Origin of the sequence: Halomonas sp. NyZ770, from assembly GCF_020616575.1 — a bacterium.
In the GTDB taxonomy this organism is placed as follows: domain Bacteria; phylum Pseudomonadota; class Gammaproteobacteria; order Pseudomonadales; family Halomonadaceae; genus Vreelandella; species Vreelandella hamiltonii.
On the sequence record NZ_CP085143.1, the window covers coordinates 891,277 to 912,907 of the forward strand.

Sequence of the window (21,631 nt, forward strand, 5' to 3'; positions counted from 1 at the left end):
ACCGAGACATGGTCAATCGCGCGCTGCGCCGAGTTCTTCGTCTGCTTTGGCGTCTTGTTTGGCGTGGCGCGCTGGCCTTTGTGCTGCTCTCGGTGGCGCTGGTGTGGCTGTTTCGCTTCGTGCCGCCGCCGGGTTCCATGGTGATGGTGGAACGCAAGGTACAAAGCTGGGTCCATCGCGAACCCATCACCATCCAGCACCAGTGGCGTAGTTGGGACAATCTCTCGAATAACGCCAAGCTGGCGGTGATTGCCGCCGAGGACCAACGCTTCCCGATTCATCGTGGTTTCGATGTGGTGGAGCTGCGTCGTGCCTGGGAGGCCAGCCGTGATGGCTCGAGGCTGCGGGGAGCCAGTACGCTCAGCCAGCAAACGGCCAAGAACGTTTTCCTATGGAGTGGGCGCAGCTGGCTGCGCAAAGGGCTGGAAGCGTGGTTCACCCTGCTGATCGAAACCTTCTGGAGCAAGCAGCGGATTCTGGAGGTGTACCTGAACGTGGCCGAGTGGGATACCGGGGTGTTTGGGCTGGAAGCTGCCGCCGACCACTACTTTGGTGCTTCCGGAAGTGCCTTGACCGAGCGCCAGGCCAGTTTGCTGGCGGCCATCCTGCCTAGCCCGCGCACTCGCAGCGCATCGCGACCCGACGCCCAGGTCGAGCGCCGCGGCCAGTGGATCCGCCAACAGATGCGTAATCTGGGCGGCACGGCTTACCTCGAACGGCTTTGAACGTTCTTCAATCGTATTGCTCGTCAGCCACGCTGGCCAGCACGCCTACCTGTGGCCTGGCGAAGTAATACCCCTGCTGTACCGAAATGCCCAAGGCCAGCAGGCAGCGTGACTCCGCCCGTGTCTCGACCCCTTCGGCCACCAGTTGGGTGCCCAGGGTACGCGCCAGGGCGACCAGGCTTTTGAGAATGGCCTGCCGCCGTGGATTGCCGTCGCAGCCCATGACCAGCTCTCGGTCTACCTTCAGTGTATCCGGTCGCAAATCGGTCAACAGGTCCAGGTTGGCGTAGCCGTTGCCAAAATCATCCAGCGACGTGGTGAACCCCATGCGGCGATAGCTATCGATGATGTTGCGCAGGTGTGTTCGGTCGACCACCCGTTCGGTTTCGGTGATTTCGAAGTTCAGCCGTTCGGTGGGCCAGCCCACCCGGCGTGATGTTTCCAGGGTAGATTGAATACAGGCTTCGGGTTCGTAGACGGCATTGGGAAGAAAGTTGATCGAGAGACGCGCTTCCATCCCCAGCTCACTGGCCAACTCGATGGCTTTGACCCGACATGCCTGGTCAAAGCGATACAGCAGGTCGTCTGTCACCTGCTCCAGAATGGAAAAGGCGGACTCACCGTTGATGCCTCGTACCAGCGCTTCGTAATAGATCACTTCACGACGTGCTACGTCCACGATGGGCTGAAAGGCCATGGTAAACGCGAAAGGTACCGGTGTGTCGCAGCGGTTGCAGACGCCGTTTACCCTGGCGCAATGAGGTTGTGCTGTCATGTTCTTCCAAGCCCTGGAACGATCAAAATTATTAGGGTTATTTGCTGGCGGATTTGACGACCATCACCACCCCTGCAATGGCAATGACCATGCCGATGAGCCCCATCAGCGGCAGCCGTTCATCAAATAACCACCACGCCTGCAGCGCGGTCACGGGAGGCACCAGATAAAAGAGGCTTGCCACGCGGGAAGCCTCCCCCTTTTTTATCAAGGCCATCAATAACAGGATAGCGGCAATTGACAGAATCAGCACGAGCCAGCCCAGCGTCAGCAGGAAGGTCGTGCTCCACGCTACGGAGCGGGTCTCGAACAACAGCGCGCCCAAGCCCAGCAGGGTGCCTGCAGCCAGGTACTGAATCACTGCACCCGACAGCAGCGGCATGCTGGTGCAGTAGCGTTTCTGGTACAGCGTGCCCAGTGAAATACCCAGCAATGCGGCGAGTACACTGACCAGTGCCCCCATGCCAAAACCGCTGAACAGCGAACTGCCAAACTCCAGCTTGCTGCCCAGCACCAGGCAGATGCCTACCAGCCCCAGTGCCAGGCCCAGCCATTGTCGCGCGCCCAGGCGTTCGCCCAGCAGTGGGCCTGCACAGGCGGCGGTCAACAATGGCTGCAAGCCGACCAGCAAGGCCGCCAGACCCGCTGGCATTCCCAGGTAAATTCCATAGAATACGCCGCCAAGATAGGTGGCATGCACGAGCAGGCCCGATATCCCGATATGCATCCATAGCCTTGGTGAACTCGGCCATGGAATGCGCATCAGCAAGGTCAGCGGTACGAGCAGCAGCAGCGTCAACACGAAGCGGATAAACAAAAACGTGAAGGGTTCGGCGTAGGGCAGGCCAAACTTGGCACCAATGAACCCCGTGCTCCATAACAGCACGAAGAGCCCAGGCATGGCGGCCAGCGCGAGCGAATGGCCGTGCATGTTTTGCAAGGCCTTGAAATGGCTAGACATAAAGCTCCTATTGCCAGCGTGTTGTTTATCTGTTGTTGTTACGTTCTGTTCTTCTTGTAACGTGTTTTTACATAAAAGATTGAACCTGTGCCTGAACCACGCGTCACACTGTGCACATTCATAACGCGCCAATGAGGTTTCTTACCATGCAACGTATGACTGCTTTGTTCTCTGCTGCTCTCCTTGCCACTGGCCTGATGGCGGGCACTGCCCACGCCCAGCAAGCCCAGGACCCGGCACAAGATCCGATGGCGACCCAGCAGGCGCCTGCACAGGATTTTTCTGATCAGCAGCTACAGCAGTTCGCCGATGCTTCTCAAGAAATCGCCGTGATCTCTCAGGAGTACACACAGCGTCTGCAGGAAGCAGAAGACGAAGCTGCCCAACAGGAAGTTCGCGCTGAAGCCAATGACCGCATGATCGAAGTGGTCGAAGACAGCGGTCTGGACGTCGACACGTTCAATGCTATCGGTCAATCCATCCAGCAGGATCCGGAAATGATGCAGCGTGTACAGGAAATGGCTAGCCAGTCATAAGCCTGTTGCCACCGCCTCTGGCGGTGGTGAACCATCGAGACCTGCAGGATAGTGCCAGATTTTCCTTAACGTGCGAAGTACCTGCCTGTTCTGTGGTCCAAAAGCCCAGCGCCAACGCGCTGGGCTTTTTTTGCGTGGTTCACCCAGGCTGAAAGGTTGTCCTCTACCGACGCACACGCCACACTAAATGGCTGATCATTAACCCTTTGAGCCTCTGCAGGAGAGCGTATGGACGTGGAGCTTCTGGAAATCCGCCAGCACATGGGACAGTTCCCGCCATTCGATGGGCTGTCCGATGAGCTACTGGACGCCATTGCCGCCCGGGTGGAGGTGAGTTACTTCAAGACGGGTAGCGACATTCTCGAGCTGGATGCCACCCTCGATGAGCTGTGCTATATCCGCAGTGGGGCAGTAGAAGTGTATCGGCGGCAGGGCGAACTCTACAATCGCCTGGCAGAAGGAGACATCTTCGGTCATTTCAGCCTGCTGCGTAACCACAAGGTGCGCTTTCCTGCCAAGGCCATCGAAGATACGTTGATCTATTTCATACCCAACGACGTTTTCCAGCGGCTCTGTGAGGAAGACGATGAGTTTGCCGACTTCGTGGAGCTGGAGCGGCCTCGGTTGGAGACCGCTGCCGAGCAGCAGAAAAAGTCCAACGACATGATGGTCACGCGCATACGCAAGCTGGTGACACGTTATCCGGTGATGGTGGAGTCCACCACCAGCGTTCAGCAGGCGGCACAGCAGATCAGCGCTGCCCAGGCATCGGCCGTACTGGTGATCGATGAGGGGAGCAATCATCCTCGCTACAGCTTTCAGGACAGCGAAGGCAAGACCTGGCAGATGTGCGGCATTCTCACCGACAGCGATTTCCGCACGCGGGTAGTGGCTGAAGGGCTGGCGCCCTCCACGCCCGTGGGCGATGTGGTATCAGAGCGGTTGATTACCGTCCAGTCGGATGCCACGGTCTACGAGGCCATGCTGGTGATGCTGCGCAGTAACGTGCATCACTTGCCGGTGCTGTATCGCCAGCGCCCGGTAGGTGTGGTGCATCTTTCCGATATCATTCGCTACGAGACCCATAGCGGGCTTTATCTGGTCAGCAATATTTTCAACCAGTCCAGCGCCCAAGGGTTGGCCAAGCTGTTGCCCGATGTTCGCGCTGCCTTTGCACGGATGGTGCAGGAGGGGGCCAATTCACAGATGGTGGGCAGCGCGCTATCGACCATCGGGCGCAGTTTTACCCGCCGTTTGCTGGAGTTGGCCGAAGAGTCGCTGGGGCCACCCCCGGTGCCTTACTGCTTCATGGTCAATGGGTCCATGGCGCGTAACGAGCAGAGCATCGTGACGGACCAGGACAATGCGCTGATCTTGTCCGATGATTTCGACCCGGACGAGCACGACGCGTATTTCCAGGCGCTGGCAGCCTTTGTCAGCGATGGATTGGCCGCCTGTGGCTACACCTATTGCAAAGGCGATGTCATGGCCACCAACCGCCAGTGGCGCCAGCCGCTGAGCGTGTGGAAACGCTACTTCCAGGACTGGATGGCCAACCCAACTCCGGAGAGGTTGCTGCACAGCTCGATCTTTTTCGACCTGGACAGTATCTATGGCGAAGAACACTACGTGGAAGCGCTTCAGGACCTGATTGCCCAGACGGCACCCCAGTCGCCGCTGTTTCTGGCCGCCATGGCGCGTAATGCCTTGAACCGTACGCCCCCGCTGGGCTTTTTCCGCACGTTCGTGATGGAAAAGGATGGCAAGCACAACAACTCCATCAACCTCAAGCGGCGCGGTACGGCGCCCATGGTAGACCTGATTCGTGTGCATGCGCTGGCCTGTGGCTCCAAAGCGCAGAACTCCTTTCAGCGGCTGAACGACATCAGCCAGACCCAGCTGTTGGCCACCGGGGTCAGCGACAAGCTGAGCTATGCCCTGGAGTTCCTGTGCATGTCGCGTATTCGCCATCAGGTCATCGACCTGCAGGAAGAGCGCGAGCCGGATAACAACATCGAACCCGAAAACGTCGAAGACAGCGAGCGGCACACGCTCAAGGATGCGTTTCAGGTGTTGAGCCATGCGCAGAAATTCCTGAAATTCCGCTACCCGATTCCTACGCAACGGCAGGGGCGTTGATATGCACGGTATTCGCCCACGTCAGAAAGTGACCCAGGCCGACTGGGCTGGCTACATGGCTGCTCGCGCCCAGCGCGCTGATAATGAGGCGTTGCAGCGTTTCTTCAGCACGCCCTTGCCAGACCCCGACACCCCTCTGGGCGAGGTGCCCATGGTGGCGCTGGACCTGGAAACCACCGGGCTGGACGAGCGTCGCCACGGTATCGTCAGCGTGGGGGCCGTGCCCTTTACGCTGGGCCGGATACCGCTTGCCCAGCGACGTTACTGGGTGGTGAAGCCTGCGCGGCCGCTGGACGAAGCCTCCATCGCCTACCACCATATCACCCACTCGGAGGTGGCTGAGGCCCCTGATCTGGACGAGGTGCTGGATGAGCTGCTGGAGGTGCTGGCGGGCCGAGTGGTGGTGGTCCATTTTCGCAACATCGAGCGCCCTTTTCTGGATGCCGCCGTGAAGGAGCGGCGCGGCGAGGGCGTGCTGTTTCCCATGATCGACACGATGTCGCTGGAAGCCAGACTGCATCGGCAGACCCTGTGGGCGCGCTTTCGCCGCTGGCTGGGCAGGCCGCCGGTCTCGATTCGGCTCAATGCCAGCCGTGAACGCTATGGCTTGCCGCCCTACCAGGGGCACCACGCCCTGGTGGATGCGCTGGCCACCGCCGAGCTGCTGCAGGCGCAAATCGCCAACCGCTACTCACCGGATACGCCGCTCAAGGCGCTGTGGTGCTGACGGACTAGAGTGGGGGTAGTGGCAAACACAAAACGGGCAGCCCATGGGCTGCCCGTTTTGTGTAAGGCCAGCAAGAAACGCTGGCCAAGGAGGGATCAAACGGCTTTGGGTTCGCTCATCAGCCCTTTGATGATGGCGTAGCAGGCCACCAGCAGGATGATGGTGAACGGGAAGCCCGTCGATACGGCCATGGTTTGCAGGGCCGTCAGGCCGCCACCCAACAGCAGGGCGATGGCAATGGCACCTTCGATGATCGCCCAGAACACGCGCTGCGGCTTGGGAGCATCCACCTTGCCACCGGCCGTGATGGAGTCGATGACCAGCGAGCCCGAGTCAGACGAGGTCACGAAGAAGATGATGACCAGCAGAATCGCAATGAACGAGGTGATCTGCGACAGCGGCAACTGCTCGAGCATCACGAACAGTTGCAGGTCCACACCGGCGTCACGCACGGCTTCGATACCCTAGCTCACGTACTGGTCGATGGCAGTGCCACCGAACGTGGTCATCCACAGCACCGAGACGATCGAAGGCACCAGCAGCACCGAGATCAGGAATTCACGAACGGTACGGCCACGGGAAACCCGCGCGATGAACATGCCGACGTAGGGTGACCAGGAGATCCACCAGGCCCAGTAGAAGGCAGTCCAGCCTTGGCTGAAGTTGGCATCTTCACGGCCAAAGGGGTTGGAGAGGGCCGGTAGATGCACCACGTAGTTGATCAGGTTTTCGAAAAAGCCCGTGGCAATCAGCAGGGTGGGGCCTACCGCGATGACGAAGAACAGCAGTGCCGCCGCCGTGGCGATGTTGATTTTCGACAGCAGCTGCACGCCTTTGTCGACCCCGGCAATGATGGAGCCGATGGCAATGATGGTGATGCCGATGATCAACAGGATCATGGTGACATCGCTTTCCGGTGCGCCGAACAGGTAGCTCAAGCCCGCAGCGGCCTGGGTAGCACCCAGCCCCAGCGAGGTCGCCAGACCGAACAGCGTGGCAAACACCGCCAGAATATCGATCAGATGCCCTGGCCAGCCCCATACGCGCTCACCCAGCAGCGGGTAGAACACGGAGCGCATCGACAGCGGCAGACCCTTGTTGAAGGAGAACAGTGCCAGCGACAGCGCGACCACGGCGTAAATGGCCCACGGGTGCAGGCCCCAGTGGAAAATGGTCGCGGCCATGCCCAGCGCAGCGGCGGCAGCCGTGTCACCTTCGGCTCCCGCCAACGGCGCCCAGTCTCCGCCGTCCAGCGAGGTGCCAAAATGGGTCAGCGGCTCGTTGACGCCGAAGAACATCAGCCCGATGCCCATACCCGCCGCAAACAGCATGGAAAACCAGCCGGTGTAGGTGAAGTCAGGCTTGGCATCGGCCCCGCCGATACGAATCTTGCCCAACGGCGATACGATCAGGCCCAGACAAAGCAGGACGAAGATATTGGCGGACAGAATGAAGAACCACGACAGGTTGCCGGTCAGAAAGCCGAAAATCGAGTCGTAAAGCGGTGCGATGGTGTCCTGTAGCGCCAGCGTGAGGATCACGAACAGCAGTACCACCAGCGCCGAGATGGTAAATACCTTGCCGTGCAGGTCAAGGCTGAACCCCATGGTGCTGGTGGTAATGTTGTCCTGACCGATCACGTAGTCGGTATCTATCAGGTTGGCCGGGCCATCCGGGGCAGGAATGCCCTCCGAGACCGGCTCTTCAGGGGGACGTTTAGCGTCTGGGTTTTCCACAAAAGCCTCTCCATGTCGAACAAAAACTGCCAAAGGCCACGGGACAAGTGCCTGGCAAGCGAATGATGCAACTACTAGGGTAGCAAATGTTGATTAATGTTTATCAACGCAACCAAGATATACAGTCAATGGGTGGGTATCGCAGGTGGTCGTGGCGATCTCACCACCATTCATAACGGAATGACCTGTTTTTTTATTTTCTTGATTAATTTTTATTATACATGGTCTTGGTCGGTGTGTCACAACGCCGCCAGCATCTGAGCTGAAAAATGCCACATGTGCCATTTTTAACCTGCCTGACCATCATGTTGCGGTGTTTGATGCGCCCATTGTTGTTTTTTCAAAATTTTGTTTTTAATGGATTATTTTTTATTTTGGAAAGATTGGCACGTTGTGTGAAAAGGTCTTTGCAGATGCAGGACGAGCAACATGTAATCAGTAATGGAGGCAACTCTTATGGATAAGCAGACTCCCCAGACAACCAAGCGTCCACGCGTACTGACACTATGCATGCTCGCCGCCACGGTCAGCACGCTGGCACTGGCAGGTTGTGGAAATGGTGAAGACGAGATGCCCCCGGCTCAGCAGCCTGAGACCATGGAACAGGATGCCACCTCCGGCCAAGTGCCCAGCACTACCGAAGGCGATAGCATGATGGGCGAAGAGCCCGCTGCTCCAGCAGATACCATGGCAGACGATCCCATGGCGGCTGACCCAGGCCTCGAGGGTGATGCGGCATCCACGCAGGAGCCCATGCCCGGCGAGACCACGGATATGACCGACCCGCAGGAAGAGCCTGGTTTTGGTGAAGGCACCGACCCGATGCCCGGCGCCAATGACGAAGTACCTGCGGACGACGAAGACGAGATGACCACGACCCAGTAATGTTTACCGCTCCCTACGATGCCAGGTCGCCCAGCTGTCTGTTCCCTGCGGCTGCTCCACACGGCCTGTCATCCTTTCACCCCCGCGCCCGCGGGGGTTTTTTTTGCATCCTGGTCAGTAGCCGCTAAAGTTAAACAGGCAGGAGGCGAACAAGCAGGTGTTTGGCCTGCCAAACGCATTCGACGATCTCGCTTTCCATGGAGGGCGTTTTCACAAGAGATTTTCAAAAGGGAAGGAGCACGACATGAAGTCACCAAAGCACCAGCGTGTATATGCAATGTTGTTCAGTGCGCTCTTGATGACCGGGGTATTGGCGGGGTGTGGCGACAGCTCGCCGCCTAACGGAGAGCCCGAACCGGAAGAGCCCATGGGCAGTGGCCCCATGGCCAATGATGGCACCACCCCTGAAGAGACGCCGGGGGAGGGCGTGGATAATTAAGAGGCTTCAACGAGACCGCCCCCTGACATGGGGGCGGCTTCGTTATGGGTCACTCGTCGCTGTCTTCCAGGCGACGGTAGAGCGTTCGCCGCGCGATGCCCAGAACTTCCGCCGTACGGCGCTTGTTGCCGCCAGTGGCTTCCAGCACTTTGCGGATGTAGCGTTTCTCCACCTCTTCCAGACTGGGCCAGCGGGCCGGAGCAGGGGCCGGTGCCGAGGTGCCGGGCAATACTTCGCCACTCAAGGTCGGCGTGGGGTCGTCACCGTTTTGCTGATGAGCCTGATCGCGTAGACGCTCGGGCAGGTCCTGATGCTTCAACAGGCCCTCCTCACTCAAGGTGACTGCACGCATGATGGCGTTTTCCAGCTCGCGCACGTTGCCAGGGTAAGTGTAGTTGAGCAGGCTGTTGAGTGCTTCGGGCTCGATATGCTCCACCTGTTTGTGCTGAGACTCGGCGTGTTTGTCGATCAGCGCAAAGATCAGGTGTTCCACATCGGTGCCGCGCTCGCGCAGGGGAGGAATACGCAGCGAGAACGTTTCCAGACGATAAAACAGGTCGCTACGGAAGTTCTCCTGCTCGATCTCCTTTTCCAGGTTACGGTGAGTGGCCGCAATGATGCGCACGTCCACCGGTTCCTCGCGCTCCCCGCCCACCGGGCGAACGGTCTTCTCTTGCAGGGCACGCAGCAGTTTGGCCTGCAGGTTGATCGGCATTTCACCAATTTCATCCAGGAACAGGCTGCCCCCCTGGGCGCTCTGGAACAGGCCCTTGCGGGCTTCGTTGGCGCCGGTGAAGGCGCCTTTGACATGGCCGAAAAACTCGCTTTCCATCAGGTCGGCGGGAATGCTGGCGCAGTTGACGGGCACAAAAGGCGCGTCGTGGCGGCTGCTCTCCTGATGAATGGCCCGCGCCAGCAGCTCCTTGCCGGTACCGCTTTCACCCAGAATGAGAATGGGAGCGTCGCTTTTGGCCAGCCGCGAGGCATCGTGGAACAGCGACTGCATCGCCGGACTTTTGCCCACGATGCCATGGAAGTGGCTCAGCTCGGTATCGTGCGATAGCGAGAGGCGCTGGCGCTCCAGCACACGAAACACCGCTTCGCGAATCGCATCCAGATCCAGCGGCTTGGTCAGAAAATCGTCGGCCCCCAGCTTCAGGGCTTCCACGGCCTGGTCGATGGTGCCAAACGCGGTAATCACGATGATGCCCAGCTCGCTGCCGCTCTGGCGAAGCTGCTGCAAGAGTTGAATGCCGGTCATGCCCGGCAGCCGTACATCGGTGATCATCATCGCCACCGGGGTATGGCTAAGTAGCGCAATGGCTTCTTCGGCGCTGGCGACGCCTACGGTTTCATAGCCCGCATCGTGAAGCTCCTCTTCCAATAACTCACGTATAGCGGCGTCATCTTCCACCACCAAAAGCGGTAACAGGTGTTCCTGATGGGTCACAAACGTTGTCCTCAAGCGGATGCGGTGTCACAAAGGGGCAGCGTGATCTCGAAGCCAGCACCGCCCAGGGTGCTGTCAAAAACGCCAATCGTCCCGCCGTGGTCGTTGATAATGCGGTGTACCATGGACAGCCCCAGGCCACTGCCTTGCCCCACCGGCTTGGTGGTGAAAAAGGGGTCGAATACCTGATGGTGATGGGAGGGCGGTATGCCTGGCCCGTTATCCTCTACCCATAGCGTCAGCTCTTCCTCATGGGCCTTCGCGCGGACACGAATATGGTTCACGTCGGGCGCTTGCGCTGCATTGCGAAACAGGTTGGTCAGCACCTGGATGATCTGCTGGCCATTGACCAGTAAATGGGGGGTCGGTGCAGGAAGATCAATATCCAGACGAATATTTCTTGGCTCCAGCTCTTCCTCGACCAGCTCGCTGGCACTCAGGATAAGCTGGTCGAGCGCCTGATTTCCTTTCTCTACGTTATGTTGTCGGCCCAATTCCATCAATTGGCGCACGATTTCGACGATACGCTCCACTTCGCCGCGTATTCTGCCCAGCCGGGCGCGCTCATCGTCGCCGATGGTGTCCCGGCGTGCCAGGCGCTGGGCCTGGCCGTTGATGACGGTGAGCGGGGCACCGATTTCATGGGCGACACCCGCTGCCAGTACGCCCAGCTCGGCCAGCTTCTTGGATTTGCGCAGGCGTTTTTCCAGCTCGATCTCGCGGCGCTGACGATCCTCGATATCGCGGTCCTTCTCGGCCATGGCGTCCAGCATTCCGTTCAGGCCTGAGGCCAGCCGACGGTATTCGGTAGGGCCATCAGCCGTGGCCCGTTGGCTGCGGTCGCCATCTTCTACCAGCAGCATGACGTGCAGCAGCCGGTTCAGGGGGCGCTCGATGTAGCGACGGAAGCCCCACCAGATACTGAACACGATGCCCGCCGCACCGATCACGAAGACCAGCACGGCCACGATGCTGATGAACCCAGTATAGTTTTCGATGCCGGTATTCAGGCGGTTGACCTGCAGCACGCCCTGTACGCTGCCATCCTGGGTACGCAGCGGGATCAGTGCCGAGTAGTAGGTCCAGCCCTCCTGCTGGCGATAGTTGCTGTAGAGGTCGTCGCGTTCGATGACTTTCCGGATCTCTTCAGGGGTGAACAGGTCCTTGCCCAGCCCCAGGCCGTATACCTCGCGCCCATGGGTGTCGAACACATAGGCACCGTAGATACGGTGAAACGAGAAGGCCGACTGCAGGGCCTCCTCCAGGGGGGTGGCGCTGTCGCGGGCCACCGCGTAACTCAGCGACGTGCTCAGCGCCCGGGTGATGATCTCCACCTCGGTTTGCAGCTTGGAGCGTACGTTATCCTCCAGCGACTTGATGGCCACCAGGCTGAATACCACCAGCACAATGAAAAGCGGCACAATCACCGTGAGAATGATCAAGTTACGTAGGCGCATCGTCTATCCGTGGTGGTCAGTGAGTAGAAGTATCAACGCGGGCTGGGGGTCAGCCGATAGAGGCTGCCCTGGGCACCGTCGGAGAGCAGGTAGATCGCATCGTCGGGCCCCTGGCGTACATCGCGAATGCGGCCCACTTCGCCATCCAGTATCTGCTCTTGCTGGCCGACCTGGCCCTCTTCGAGGGTCAGCAGCAACAGCTGCTCGCTGGCCAGCCCGCCCGCCAGCAGGCTGCCCTGCCAAGGGCCAAAGGCCTCGCTGGTGACTTCCGCCAGGCCCGAGGGGGCAAACCGTCCATCGAACCGATACACGGGGTCCTCCATGCCTGGCTTCGACTCCACGCCGATCGGTTCATTGGTGGCGTAGTCATTGCCCAGGCTCACTTCGGGCCAGCCATAGTTGTTGCCCGGCTGAAGCAGGTTCAGCTCGTCACCGGTCCGCGGCCCGTGTTCAGTGGCCCAGGCCTCACCGTTGCTGAGCACGGTCATGCCCTGAATGTTGCGGTTGCCCTGGGTATAGATTTCGTCCAGCGTCGTGTCGTCATCGACGAACGGGTTGTCCTCGGGGGCCGAACCGGTGGCGGTCAGGCGCAGGGTGGTGCCTGCGTGGTCGTCGCTGGCCTGGGCGCGTGGCGGCTCATTGCCACGGTCGCCAATGCTCATCAGCAGCGTGCCATCCGGCAGCCAGGCGATCCGTGAACCGTAGTGCCTGCCGGGTGCAGAGGCGCGGTCCTGCTCGAACAGATGCTCCACCTCGCCCAGTGCGTCCTCCTCCCACTTGACCCGCGAAAGCGCGGCACGGCTCTGGCTGCCCTCCGGCTTGCTCCAGGTGAAATAGACCCAGTCATGTTCGCCGTCGCCAAACGCTGGATGCAGCACCACATCCAGCAGGCCGCCTTGCCCATGGTGGTTCACCTCGGGCATGCCCTCCAGCACGCGTGTCTCACCGCTATCCGGGTCGACCAGGTTGAGCTGGCCGTTACGCTCGCTGACCAGGTAGCGCCCATCGGGCAGAAATGCCACTGCCCAGGGGTGCTCGAAACCGCTGGCCACGCGTTCGATGGACACCGGGAAGTGTTCGGTTTCGAGCCCTTGGTGCACGGTCTCGGCCTGTGCAACGCTAGTCAACAGCAGCCCACTCGCGGCGATGGCGAGCCAGCCAGCAGGGCGCACCTGAGCCGGCGTGGAGGCAGTAAGGGGGAAGACGTTCAACACAGCGGGCTGACGTTCGGACATGATCGGTTCTCCGGTGACGTTGGCTAGATGGGTTGGTTCAGTCTAGCAGTGACTGCGACATGGGGGTGGGGTTCCCCACCCTACATCAGTAGTGCCAGCAGCAGTGGCAGGTAAATCAGTGCCAGCAGCGTAGAGCAGAAGACCAGGCTGGCCACATAAGCGGGCTCGCGCTGGGCGCGTTGGGCAAACAGATAATTGAACACGGCCACCGGCATGCACATCTGTACCACGAGGATGCTTTGTGCCAAGGGCGGCAACCCCAGCCAGGCGGCGATGAACCAGGCCGTCACGGCGGCCAGCGGGATACGGATGAGGCTGAAACCCACGCCGGAGCGCAGGCTCTTGACCTGGATGCTGGCCAGCGAAACCCCCAGAGTAATCAGCATCAGCGGTACCGTGAAGCCCGACATCAGGTCGACGGTATTGGCCAGCCAAGGAGGCAGAGGGGTATCGGTGAGCAGCAGCGCCATGGCGATGACGATGGCATACACGGTTGGTGTCTTGACCAGCGTCTTGAGCGGGTTGCCCTTGGCATCCAACGCTGCCCCCAGGGTGAACTGAAACAGCGAGACGGTCACCATCACCGTGATGCCGTAGGCAAACCCGGCGCTTCCAAAGGCATACAGCACCACCGGCAGGCCCATGTTGCCCGTATTGGGATACATCATGGGGGCGATGACCACGCGCCAGTGGCGGCCCAGCAGCTTGGCCACCAGAAAGCTGGCAGCCCCCATGGTCAGGATGACCAGCGCGGTGGCCAGCATGACATGGCCAAAGGTGCCCGCATCGATATTGGCGCCCGACAGCGATGCCAGTACCAGCGCCGGGGTGCCGATGTTGAAGACCAGACGCGTAATGAAATCGACGGGGTAGGGGTGGCCAAGGCGTACCCAGGCATAGCCAAGCCCGGCGCCTGCCAGTACAGGGGCCATGACGGCGAACAGTTCGGCGAGCATCAACGTTCCTTGACGGGGTTCAGCGCTCTATTGTCGGCAATAACGCACTGTACAGGCAAGCAACGTGACGTGGGTGTCAGGCATTGACCCGTGAGCGAGTGGTCTGCCACTCGGCTGGGACTTGTTCACGCAGAAATTCCAGCAGGGCGTTGACCCGCCGGGAGTGTTGCCCGTAGGCATACAGCATGGTGACAGGCAGCGCCGCAGGCTCCCAGCCCGGCAGGCAGCGCACCAGATCCCCCGGGTGATGCTTTTCGCGCCTTGCCACCACCCAGTGGGGCAGCAGGCCAATGCCCTGGCCATAAGCAATGGCATCGATGTGCAGTACCGTGAGGTCGACGCGTAGCCGCGAGCGGGGCGCATCGAACAGGTAGTCGGGATGCTCTGAATGATGCAGCAGCAACCCGTTGGAAGCCGTATCCAGCAGGTCGATCCAGGCGTGCTCGCCAAGTTCGCTGGGGTGCTGTGGGCGGCCTGCCTGTTTCAGATAGCTTGGGTTGGCATACAGCCCCCGCGAAAGATACCCCAGCCGCTCCTGATTGAGCCCGCATTCATGATTGGCCCCCAACCAGATATGCACGCTGTTGCTATGCATCTTGCTGGGCGGCGTTTCGCGGGTGCGCAGGGTCAGCTCCACTTTGGGGTAACGCGTCAGGAAGGCATCCACGACCCCCGCCATCCAGCCTCGGGCCAGGGCGCCATGCACTTCCAGGGTGACCTTGCCGCTGATCTCTTCACGCAGCTCGGCCAGCGCCTCTTGGCTATGGGCCGCCATGGCCAGCAGCTCGTTGCAGTAGCTCTGGAACAGCAGCCCCGCTTCGGTTGGGATCAAGCGATTGGCTTGGCGCCGCAGCAGCGGCTGATTCAGGCGGGCTTCCAGTTGGCTGATGCGACGGCTCAGGGTGGACTTGGCCAGCCCCAGCTTCTGGGCGCTGCGGGTCAGGCTACCCGTCGACATCACATCGGCAAATGCGGCAAGTTCATCGAAATCGTACATGGCACGGCCACCGAGCTGAGTCATGGAGCGAATAGTGTGCCATTTATTTTGATGAATGAAAATAATTTATATTTGTGTTTGTATTTGGAGTATGGAGAAGGTCTTCTCAGCTGCGGATAAAAAAAGCCCTGGCACCAGGCCAGGGCATCAATTCAGCATTGAAACAGTAAGGGTCGTAGGCGACCTACGATCAGAACTCGTAAGTAGCAGACAACCAGAAGCTGCGACCGTTCAGCGCAACACCGTCAGTGGAGCGGCCGGTTTGGGTGTAGCGGTAGGCCGCGTAGGTGTCGCCGTTGTGCTCGAAGGTGTCGTAGCCCGTGAAGTCCTTGTCCAGCAGGTTCTGAACCGCGCCGGTCAGCCGCACGCTGTCGGAGAAGCGGTAGGTGCTGCGCAGGTTGAACAGCTCATACCCGTCCAGCTTGTTGCCCAGCTGCTGATACAGTGAGAGCGTTTCACCCGACGTGGGCAGGCCTGCCGAGAAGCGCTCGCGAGAAGAGTAGTACTCGCCTTCCAGCGTGGTGCTCCAGCGGTCGTTGATCTGCCAGGTGAGGTCGGCAGTCAGCTTGTGCTTCGGCGTATTGGTCAGAATCATCCCTTCGTTGTCGCCGGAGGTGATCTCGGAGTCGGTGAAGGTATAGCCGCCGCTGACACGCCAGTCCGGAGCAATCTGATAGTTGGCGCTCAGCTCGACGCCGCGGGTCTCGGCACGGTCGATATTGGTCAACTGCCCAAAGCTCTCCTGCTGGGTAAAGTTACCCACGCTCAAGCAGTTGGCCAGCCCCGCATTGGGCGTATTGCCATTGCTGTCGATGAACTGGCAGTTGGGAATATCGTCAGCATCGGCGATACGATCCCGGAACTGGGTGAAGAACAGCGTTGCCCCGGCAGAGAAACGCTCCTGATCGTCGTAGATGGCACCAATTTCATAGTTGGTGCTTTTTTCCGGCTCCAGATCCGGGGTGCCGATATTGACCGTTGCCCCCTGGCCGCCAAATCCGTTGACGCCATCATGCAGCTGGTTCAGCGTGGGCGTCTTGTAACCTTGGCTGATACCACCTTTCAGCGTCCAGTGGGGAGTAGTGTTCCATACCAGGTAGCCGCGCGGGCTGAAGTGCCCGCCAAAGGCGTCGTGGTTTTCGTAGCGGCCACCCAGGGTCAGCGCCAGATCATCGCGCAGCAGCCACTCGTCTTCCACGAACGCGGCCCAGCTGTTCTGCTCGAAACGCTCGTTGCCTGCCGTACCGTCTTCCAGGCGGGCGTCGATGTACTGGCCGCCGACGGTCACCATGTGGTCACCCAGCGGGGCCACGAACTTGCTGTCGACCACGATATCGCGGTTTTCCAGCAGTCGGGGTTCGCCGCCTTGTGCCACGTAGCCGTAGTCGGGGGCATTGCCCGCTGGCAGGGTGCGGCCCAGGGTTTCGGTTTCGCTATGGCTGATGCTGCTTTCCCAGGTGCCCGCCTCGAAACGTCCGGTATGGCCGATGGCGACCTGATCGCGGTTGAAGCGCATTTCGTCTTCATAACCAAACACCCGCGCGGGGGTATCCAGGTTGCCCAGGCGGCTGTCGCTGTTGTCGTAGGTCTGGCGGGAGCGCTCGGCATCCAGCCAGAATTCGTTCGTTTCATCCGGCGTGACGTTGATGCGCCCGCCAATGGAGTAAATGCGCGCTTCCGAGGGTCGCGGGTCGCGACCTGAGCTGTTCTCGATCATGCGTTCGGAGCCGTCTCGGTCAAACAGGCGGCCGCGCAGCTGCAGGCCCACGGTGTCTTCCACCAAGGGGCCAGAGGCATAGAGGTTGATGGCGGAGCTGTTGCCTTCGTCGCGATTCTGCTGGAAGGAGTTTTCCACCGACACCGAGCCTGCCCAATCCTGGCCAACGCGGCGCGTGATGATGTTGATCACGCCGCCCATGGCATCGGAGCCGTAAAGCGTGGACATCGGCCCACGAATCACCTCGATACGCTCGATGGCAGAAAGCGGGGGGATGAAGCTGGTGGAGGTCTCACCAAAACCGTTCGGGGTCACATCGCCAGAGGCGTTTTGGCGGCGGCCGTCGATGAGGATCAGGGTGTAGTTGCTGGGCATGCCACGAATGGAAACGTTCAATCCGCCGGTCTTGCCCGTGCCAGCGCGGACATCTACTCCCGGTACGTCAGCAATGGCTTCGGCAATGTTGGAAAACTGCTTCTGCTCCAGCTCTTCACGGGTCACCACGGAAATGCTCGCGGGCGCGTTATTGAGCGTTTGCTCATAACCAGCCGCTGTCACGACCATGTTGTTGAGCTGTGCAGTTTCCTGAGCGTTGACGGCTGTGGCGGTCATGCTGACAGCAATGGCGCTGGCCAGTGCAGAACGTGTAAAGCGTGGCATGGCGATCCCCTGAGATGAAACTTATTTGCTAATGAAACTGATTATCAAAAGAGGTTGGGATTCTAAGAAGAAAAGTTCCCATGCGCGAGGCTGTTTCATCGAACGGTGCGTTGCATGAACCGAAACGGCCCCGAGTCGCCTTCAAGCGTTGCAAGTTATGCAACGGCGCATTCGCGTAAATAAGGGTGCAAGTGCTGTTGAGAATCGTTACTATCTTTCCAACACTCAATCGGGAGAGGCTTTCATGGGCCGTACGTTGCAGCGCAGAGGGATCGGGCCTAGTGGGATCGGGCGTGGTGTGATCGGGTTGGCGGGTAGAACAGTCGTGGCGCTGGTGGTCGGTAGCCTGATCGCCGGTGCTGCCCAGGCGCGCACCCTGGAGACCGCTTATGGCGAGGTCGAGGTCAACGACCACCCCGAGCGTGTGGTCACCCTTTACGAGGGGGCGCTGGATGCCTCGCTGGCCGCAGGCATTCTTCCGGTGGGCGCCGTGACCACTCGGGGCGGTGACAACGTGGCAGAGTATGTAGAAGCCTACCTGGGCGAAGAGCGCCCGGCCATCGTCGGTGTCGTGCGCGAGATCAACATCGAAGCCGTGCTGGCGCAACAGCCCGACCTGATTCTGGCGGCACCGCAGCTTCCCGAGGCCCAGTACCAGCTGCTGTCGCGTATTGCGCCTACCGTCGTGCCTCACACGCAGCCGCTGGCGTCCGATAACTGGGAAGCCGAAGCCCGCCTGTATGGCCAGGCGCTCAACCGCGAAGCGCAGATCGACGAGGCCATTGCCGCCGTGGAGCAGCGCGCCGCAGAGCTGGCCAGTGCCATTGCTGAAGCTGGAGTAGGCGGCACGGCCGTGCTGGCCCGCTGGATGCCCAGCGGCCCCATGGTGATGTCGAAGGACCTGATTGCCACGGGCCTGCTGGATAGCGTGGGCCTGGAGGTGCAGGATGCCGGGCTGATCAAGCCAGACAGCGCCCACAGCGACGTGCTCAGCCTGGAAAACCTGTCTCAGGTAGACGGTGACTGGCTGTTTCTGGCGACCCTCAACGCCGATGGCCAGGCCGCGCTGGATGCTGCCCGCCAGAGCCCGGCGTTCACTCGTTTGAACGTCGTCGAAAACGACCGAGTCGTGCCGGTCAACGGCCAGCTCTGGAGCAGCGCCAACGGCCCGCTGGCGGCCCAGGCCATCCTGGATGACATCGAGAACGCGTTGTTGCCGTGATGTCTGCTGCTTTTATAGGGAGCAGCGCCGCCCGGCGCTGCTCCGCAACGACCTGGATGCTGATACTGCTCACCGCCTTGCTGGCGGTGTGTGTCGTTAGCCTTGTGATTGGCGCGGGCCAGGTGGGCCCTGCGCGCGTATTGGGTCTGCTGCAAGGCGTGGACGACAGCGAAGCGCTGTTCGTGGTGCAGGAGCTGCGCGCCCCCCGCACCCTGATCGGCCTGACCGTGGGCGTAGCCCTGGGGGTGGCGGGCGCACTGCTGCAGGCCGTTTCGCGCAACCCGCTGGCCGAGCCGGGCCTGCTGGGGGTCAGCGCCGGGGCGGCATTCGCCGTGGCGTTGGCGCTGGTGCTGGGGGCCAGCGCCGCCACCCTGCGTATCTCCGTGGCCCAGCTGGGCGCACTGATCGGCTGCCTGTGCGTGCTCAGCGTGGCGCGCTTTCGCGGTGTCGGCAACGACCCGGTTCGGCTGGTGCTGGCCGGGGCGGCGTTTTCCGGGCTGCTGGGTTCGCTCAGCTCCCTGATGCTGCTCTACGATCAGCGCGCTGCCGATGAAATCCGCTTCTGGGTCGTGGGCAGCCTGGCGGGCCGCCGTTTGGAGGACTGGTGGGCGGTGCTCCCCAGCTTGGCGGTGGCGGCGGCCACGGTCGCGCTCATCGCGCGCCCCCTGGCGGCGCTGGCGCTGGGCGAGCGGGCAGCCAGCGGCCTGGGGCATCGCCCCGGGCTGATTCGCTGGCTGGCGATTGGCTGTGTGGCGCTGCTGGTGGGGGCGGCCACGGCCATTGCCGGGCCGATTGCCTTCGTCGGGCTGGTGGTGCCGTTCGTGGCCCGCGCCATTGCCGGGCCGGACATTCGCCGCACGCTCTGGTTCTGCCTGCCGATAGGCCCGTTGATCGTACTCACCGCCGATATCATCTCCCGGGTCATCGTGGCGCCTTCCGAACTGCCGCTGGGCGTGCTCACGGCGCTGTGTGGCGCACCGGTGCTGATTGCCGTGGTGCGTGCCCGCCGTTTACCCATGCTGTGACCCTCTCTTCATGCTGTGCAAGCCCGCTGCTTGCCTGGACGCTGACGCTATGAAAATGACGGCAAAATCGACGTTGGGTGCAAGGCCGATGTGGCCGATGACGACCCCCGCCCCCTTGGCCACGCCCGCTGCTACCCCGGCGGGCTATTGGCGTTTGCAGAGCACGTCAGGGCGCTACCATGTGTTGCTGGAGAAGCGTGCCGTGGCGGTGAATGCGGGGTTGCTGCTGGCGCTGATGGCCGCCAGCCTGCTTTATTTGAGCCTGGGCAACGTGGCGCTGGCTCCTCGTGCGGTGCTGGCGGCGCTGGCCGGGCAGGGGGAGATGATGGCCACCTTCATGGTCCGCGAGCTGCGCCTGCCGCGCCTGCTGGCGGCGTGCTATACCGGGGCCGCCTTCGCCCTGGCCGGGGTGCTGATGCAGACCCTGGCCCGCAACCGCCTGGCCACGCCGGGCATCATCGGGATCGACAACGGCGCCACTGCCTTTGCCGTGGCCTCGGTGGTGGGGTTGGGGGTGGGCATTGCTCCGCCTGCCATGGCGCTGGCCGGGGCCACCACGGCGGCCGTGCTGACGTTCGGCCTGGCGGCGGGTAGCGGAACTCAGGGCTATCGGTTCATCGTGGCCGGAATTGGGGTTGGGGCCGTGTTTGGCGCCATTACTCAACTGCTGCTGGCGCGGGTGGCCATCGACACCGCCAACGCCGCCTACCCGTGGACGGTCGGCTCGCTCAATGCACGGCCCAGCGGCAGCGTTCAACTGCTGGGCGTGGGGCTGCTGCTGGGCCTGGTGGCGGCCATGGCGCTGGCCCGCTCCTTGACCGTGCTGCGCTTCAAGGACGCCACGGCCAGCGGCCTGGGGGTCAGCGTCACCGCCCGCCGCTTTCAGGTGCTGATGCTCTCGGTGGTGTTGACCGCCTTCGCCGTTGCCGTGGCAGGGCCGGTGGGCATGGTGGCGCTGATTGGGCCTGAAATTGCTCGCTCACTCTCCAGCGCTCGCCATGTGCCGATTCTGGCCGCCACCCTGGCCGGGGCGCTGGTGATGGTGCTGGCCGACCTGGCCGGGCGAACCCTGTTTGCGCCCATCGAGATTCCGGTGGGCATCGTCACGGCCGTGGTAGGTGGCCCCTGGTTATTATGGATTTTAATGCGCCCGCAACGGAGTCGCTCATGAGCACTGCCCCCGGTTTACCCACCCTGGCCACCGACGCGCTCAGCATGAGTTATGGCCAACGCCAGGTGATCAAGGAGCTGGGCGTCGAGCTGCCCAGCGGCAAGGTAACGGCCATCGTTGGCCCCAACGGCTGTGGTAAATCCACGCTGCTCTCGGGGCTTGCCCGGCTGCATAAGCCCGACGGCGGCGCCGTACTGCTCGATGGCCATGATATTCAGCGCCTGCCCACGCGCCAGCTTGCCACCCAACTGGCGCTGCTGCCCCAGGAAGCCGTGGCCCCCGAAGGGCTCACCGTCACCGAGCTGATTCGCTTTGGCCGCCAGCCCCACCAGGGGTGGCTACGCCAATGGTCGGCGGAAGACCAGCAGGTCGTGCAGCACGCGCTGACCGCCGCAGGCCTGGAAGCGCTCGCCGACCGGCCGCTGGAAGCCCTCTCGGGCGGGCAGCGCCAGCGTGCCTGGATCGCCATGACCATTGCCCAGCAAACGCCGCTGCTGCTGCTGGATGAGCCCACCTCTGCGTTAGACCTGGGCCACCAGATCGAAGTCTTCGAGCTTGTGCGCACGCTGGCCTGCCATGGCCGCACCGTGGTGATGGTGCTGCACGACCTGGCCAGCGCCTGCCGCTATGCCGACCACCTGATTGCCATGCGCGATGGCCAGATCGTTGACCAGGGGGCACCAGCCGATGTGGTGACACCAGCCTTGGTGCGCGCGCTCTATCAGGTAGAATGCACGCTGTTGCTGGACCCGGATACCGGCAGCCCGCTGCTCGCCAACGTGCGCCGCGCCGAACGTTCTGAATGAGCGGAGCCCCGT

Annotated in this window: 18 protein-coding genes and 1 pseudogene; 10 read left to right on the plus strand and 9 right to left on the minus strand. The window is 61.4% G+C overall.

Translation table 11 applies throughout. The annotated features are described in order from the left end of the window. Nucleotides 1–8 precede the first annotated feature (8 nt). The gene (gene mtgA, locus LG409_RS04315) at nt 9–725 is read left to right on the plus strand and encodes a monofunctional biosynthetic peptidoglycan transglycosylase (protein WP_016916327.1); all 717 of its coding nucleotides are present in this window, start codon (nt 9–11) and stop codon (nt 723–725) included. A 7-nt stretch (nt 726–732) separates the two neighbouring features. On the opposite strand, the gene LG409_RS04320 is transcribed toward mtgA, so the two are convergent. Together LG409_RS04320 and LG409_RS04325 are read right to left on the minus strand one after the other, a co-directional pair. Continuing rightward, the gene (locus tag LG409_RS04320) at nt 733–1,500 is read right to left on the minus strand and encodes an EAL domain-containing protein (RefSeq protein WP_446719091.1); all 768 of its coding nucleotides are present in this window, start codon (nt 1,498–1,500) and stop codon (nt 733–735) included. 37 nt (nt 1,501–1,537) lie between these two features. Next, on the minus strand, nt 1,538–2,461 hold the full coding sequence (locus LG409_RS04325) for a DMT family transporter (RefSeq protein ID WP_052196320.1): 924 nt from the start codon (nt 2,459–2,461) through the stop codon (nt 1,538–1,540). Nucleotides 2,462–2,607: 146 nt separating this feature from the next. Here LG409_RS04325 and LG409_RS04330 point away from each other — a divergent pair, with 146 nt between their 5' ends. From LG409_RS04330 to LG409_RS04340, 3 genes are all read left to right on the plus strand, one after another. Next, the gene (locus tag LG409_RS04330) at nt 2,608–2,997 is read left to right on the plus strand and encodes a DUF4168 domain-containing protein (protein ID WP_039175645.1); all 390 of its coding nucleotides are present in this window, start codon (nt 2,608–2,610) and stop codon (nt 2,995–2,997) included. A 228-nt stretch (nt 2,998–3,225) separates the two neighbouring features. After that, nucleotides 3,226–5,136 (plus strand): DUF294 nucleotidyltransferase-like domain-containing protein, encoded by a 1,911-nt coding sequence (locus LG409_RS04335; RefSeq protein WP_039175649.1) that lies wholly within the window; start codon nt 3,226–3,228, stop codon nt 5,134–5,136. A 1-nt stretch (nt 5,137) separates the two neighbouring features. Continuing rightward, the gene (locus LG409_RS04340) at nt 5,138–5,863 is read left to right on the plus strand and encodes a 3'-5' exonuclease (protein WP_227407681.1); all 726 of its coding nucleotides are present in this window, start codon (nt 5,138–5,140) and stop codon (nt 5,861–5,863) included. Nucleotides 5,864–5,958: 95 nt separating this feature from the next. Here the strand turns inward: LG409_RS04340 and LG409_RS04345 are convergent. Next, nucleotides 5,959–7,599, minus strand: a pseudogene (locus LG409_RS04345) (BCCT family transporter). 456 nt (nt 7,600–8,055) lie between these two features. On the opposite strand from LG409_RS04345, the gene LG409_RS04350 reads away from it, so the two are divergent. Both LG409_RS04350 and LG409_RS04355 read left to right on the plus strand, forming a co-directional pair. Beyond that, nucleotides 8,056–8,484 (plus strand): hypothetical protein, encoded by a 429-nt coding sequence (locus LG409_RS04350; RefSeq protein WP_193461637.1) that lies wholly within the window; start codon nt 8,056–8,058, stop codon nt 8,482–8,484. Between the two features lie 244 nt (nt 8,485–8,728). Then, the gene (locus LG409_RS04355) at nt 8,729–8,923 is read left to right on the plus strand and encodes a hypothetical protein (RefSeq protein ID WP_039175655.1); all 195 of its coding nucleotides are present in this window, start codon (nt 8,729–8,731) and stop codon (nt 8,921–8,923) included. A 49-nt stretch (nt 8,924–8,972) separates the two neighbouring features. Here the strand turns inward: LG409_RS04355 and LG409_RS04360 are convergent, their stop codons facing one another. From LG409_RS04360 to LG409_RS04385, 6 genes are all read right to left on the minus strand, one after another. Further along, entirely contained in the window at nt 8,973–10,373 is a 1,401-nt protein-coding gene (locus LG409_RS04360) for a sigma-54-dependent transcriptional regulator (protein WP_039175656.1), read from the minus strand. Nucleotides 10,374–10,384: 11 nt separating this feature from the next. Continuing rightward, nucleotides 10,385–11,830, minus strand: a complete 1,446-nt coding sequence (locus tag LG409_RS04365; RefSeq protein WP_096921350.1) for a sensor histidine kinase — start codon at nt 11,828–11,830, stop codon at nt 10,385–10,387. 32 nt (nt 11,831–11,862) lie between these two features. Then, nucleotides 11,863–13,065, minus strand: a complete 1,203-nt coding sequence (locus tag LG409_RS04370; protein ID WP_084123727.1) for a PQQ-dependent sugar dehydrogenase — start codon at nt 13,063–13,065, stop codon at nt 11,863–11,865. Nucleotides 13,066–13,145: 80 nt separating this feature from the next. After that, the gene (locus tag LG409_RS04375) at nt 13,146–14,021 is read right to left on the minus strand and encodes an AEC family transporter (protein WP_039175659.1); all 876 of its coding nucleotides are present in this window, start codon (nt 14,019–14,021) and stop codon (nt 13,146–13,148) included. Nucleotides 14,022–14,097: 76 nt separating this feature from the next. Further along, complete coding sequence (locus tag LG409_RS04380; RefSeq protein WP_039176031.1) at nt 14,098–15,018, minus strand: LysR family transcriptional regulator; 921 nt, start codon at nt 15,016–15,018, stop codon at nt 14,098–14,100. Nucleotides 15,019–15,208: 190 nt separating this feature from the next. Then, nucleotides 15,209–17,395, minus strand: a complete 2,187-nt coding sequence (locus LG409_RS04385) for a TonB-dependent receptor domain-containing protein (RefSeq protein ID WP_227407682.1) — start codon at nt 17,393–17,395, stop codon at nt 15,209–15,211. 244 nt (nt 17,396–17,639) lie between these two features. On the opposite strand from LG409_RS04385, the gene LG409_RS04390 reads away from it, so the two are divergent. The 4 genes from LG409_RS04390 to LG409_RS04405 all read left to right on the plus strand — a co-directional run bounded on the left by LG409_RS04390 (nt 17,640) and on the right by LG409_RS04405 (nt 21,619). Continuing rightward, nucleotides 17,640–18,617: an ABC transporter substrate-binding protein gene (locus LG409_RS04390; RefSeq protein ID WP_096921348.1), complete on the plus strand. Its 978-nt coding sequence runs from the start codon at nt 17,640–17,642 to the stop codon at nt 18,615–18,617. 56 nt (nt 18,618–18,673) lie between these two features. Then, nucleotides 18,674–19,642 (plus strand): FecCD family ABC transporter permease, encoded by a 969-nt coding sequence (locus LG409_RS04395; RefSeq protein ID WP_218314500.1) that lies wholly within the window; start codon nt 18,674–18,676, stop codon nt 19,640–19,642. A gap of 88 nt (nt 19,643–19,730) precedes the next feature. Continuing rightward, nucleotides 19,731–20,813 (plus strand): FecCD family ABC transporter permease, encoded by a 1,083-nt coding sequence (locus tag LG409_RS04400; RefSeq protein WP_227407683.1) that lies wholly within the window; start codon nt 19,731–19,733, stop codon nt 20,811–20,813. Beyond that, complete coding sequence (locus LG409_RS04405; protein WP_039175663.1) at nt 20,810–21,619, plus strand: ABC transporter ATP-binding protein; 810 nt, start codon at nt 20,810–20,812, stop codon at nt 21,617–21,619. The genes LG409_RS04400 and LG409_RS04405 overlap by 4 nt, the downstream gene beginning before the upstream one ends. Nucleotides 21,620–21,631: the final 12 nt, after the last annotated feature.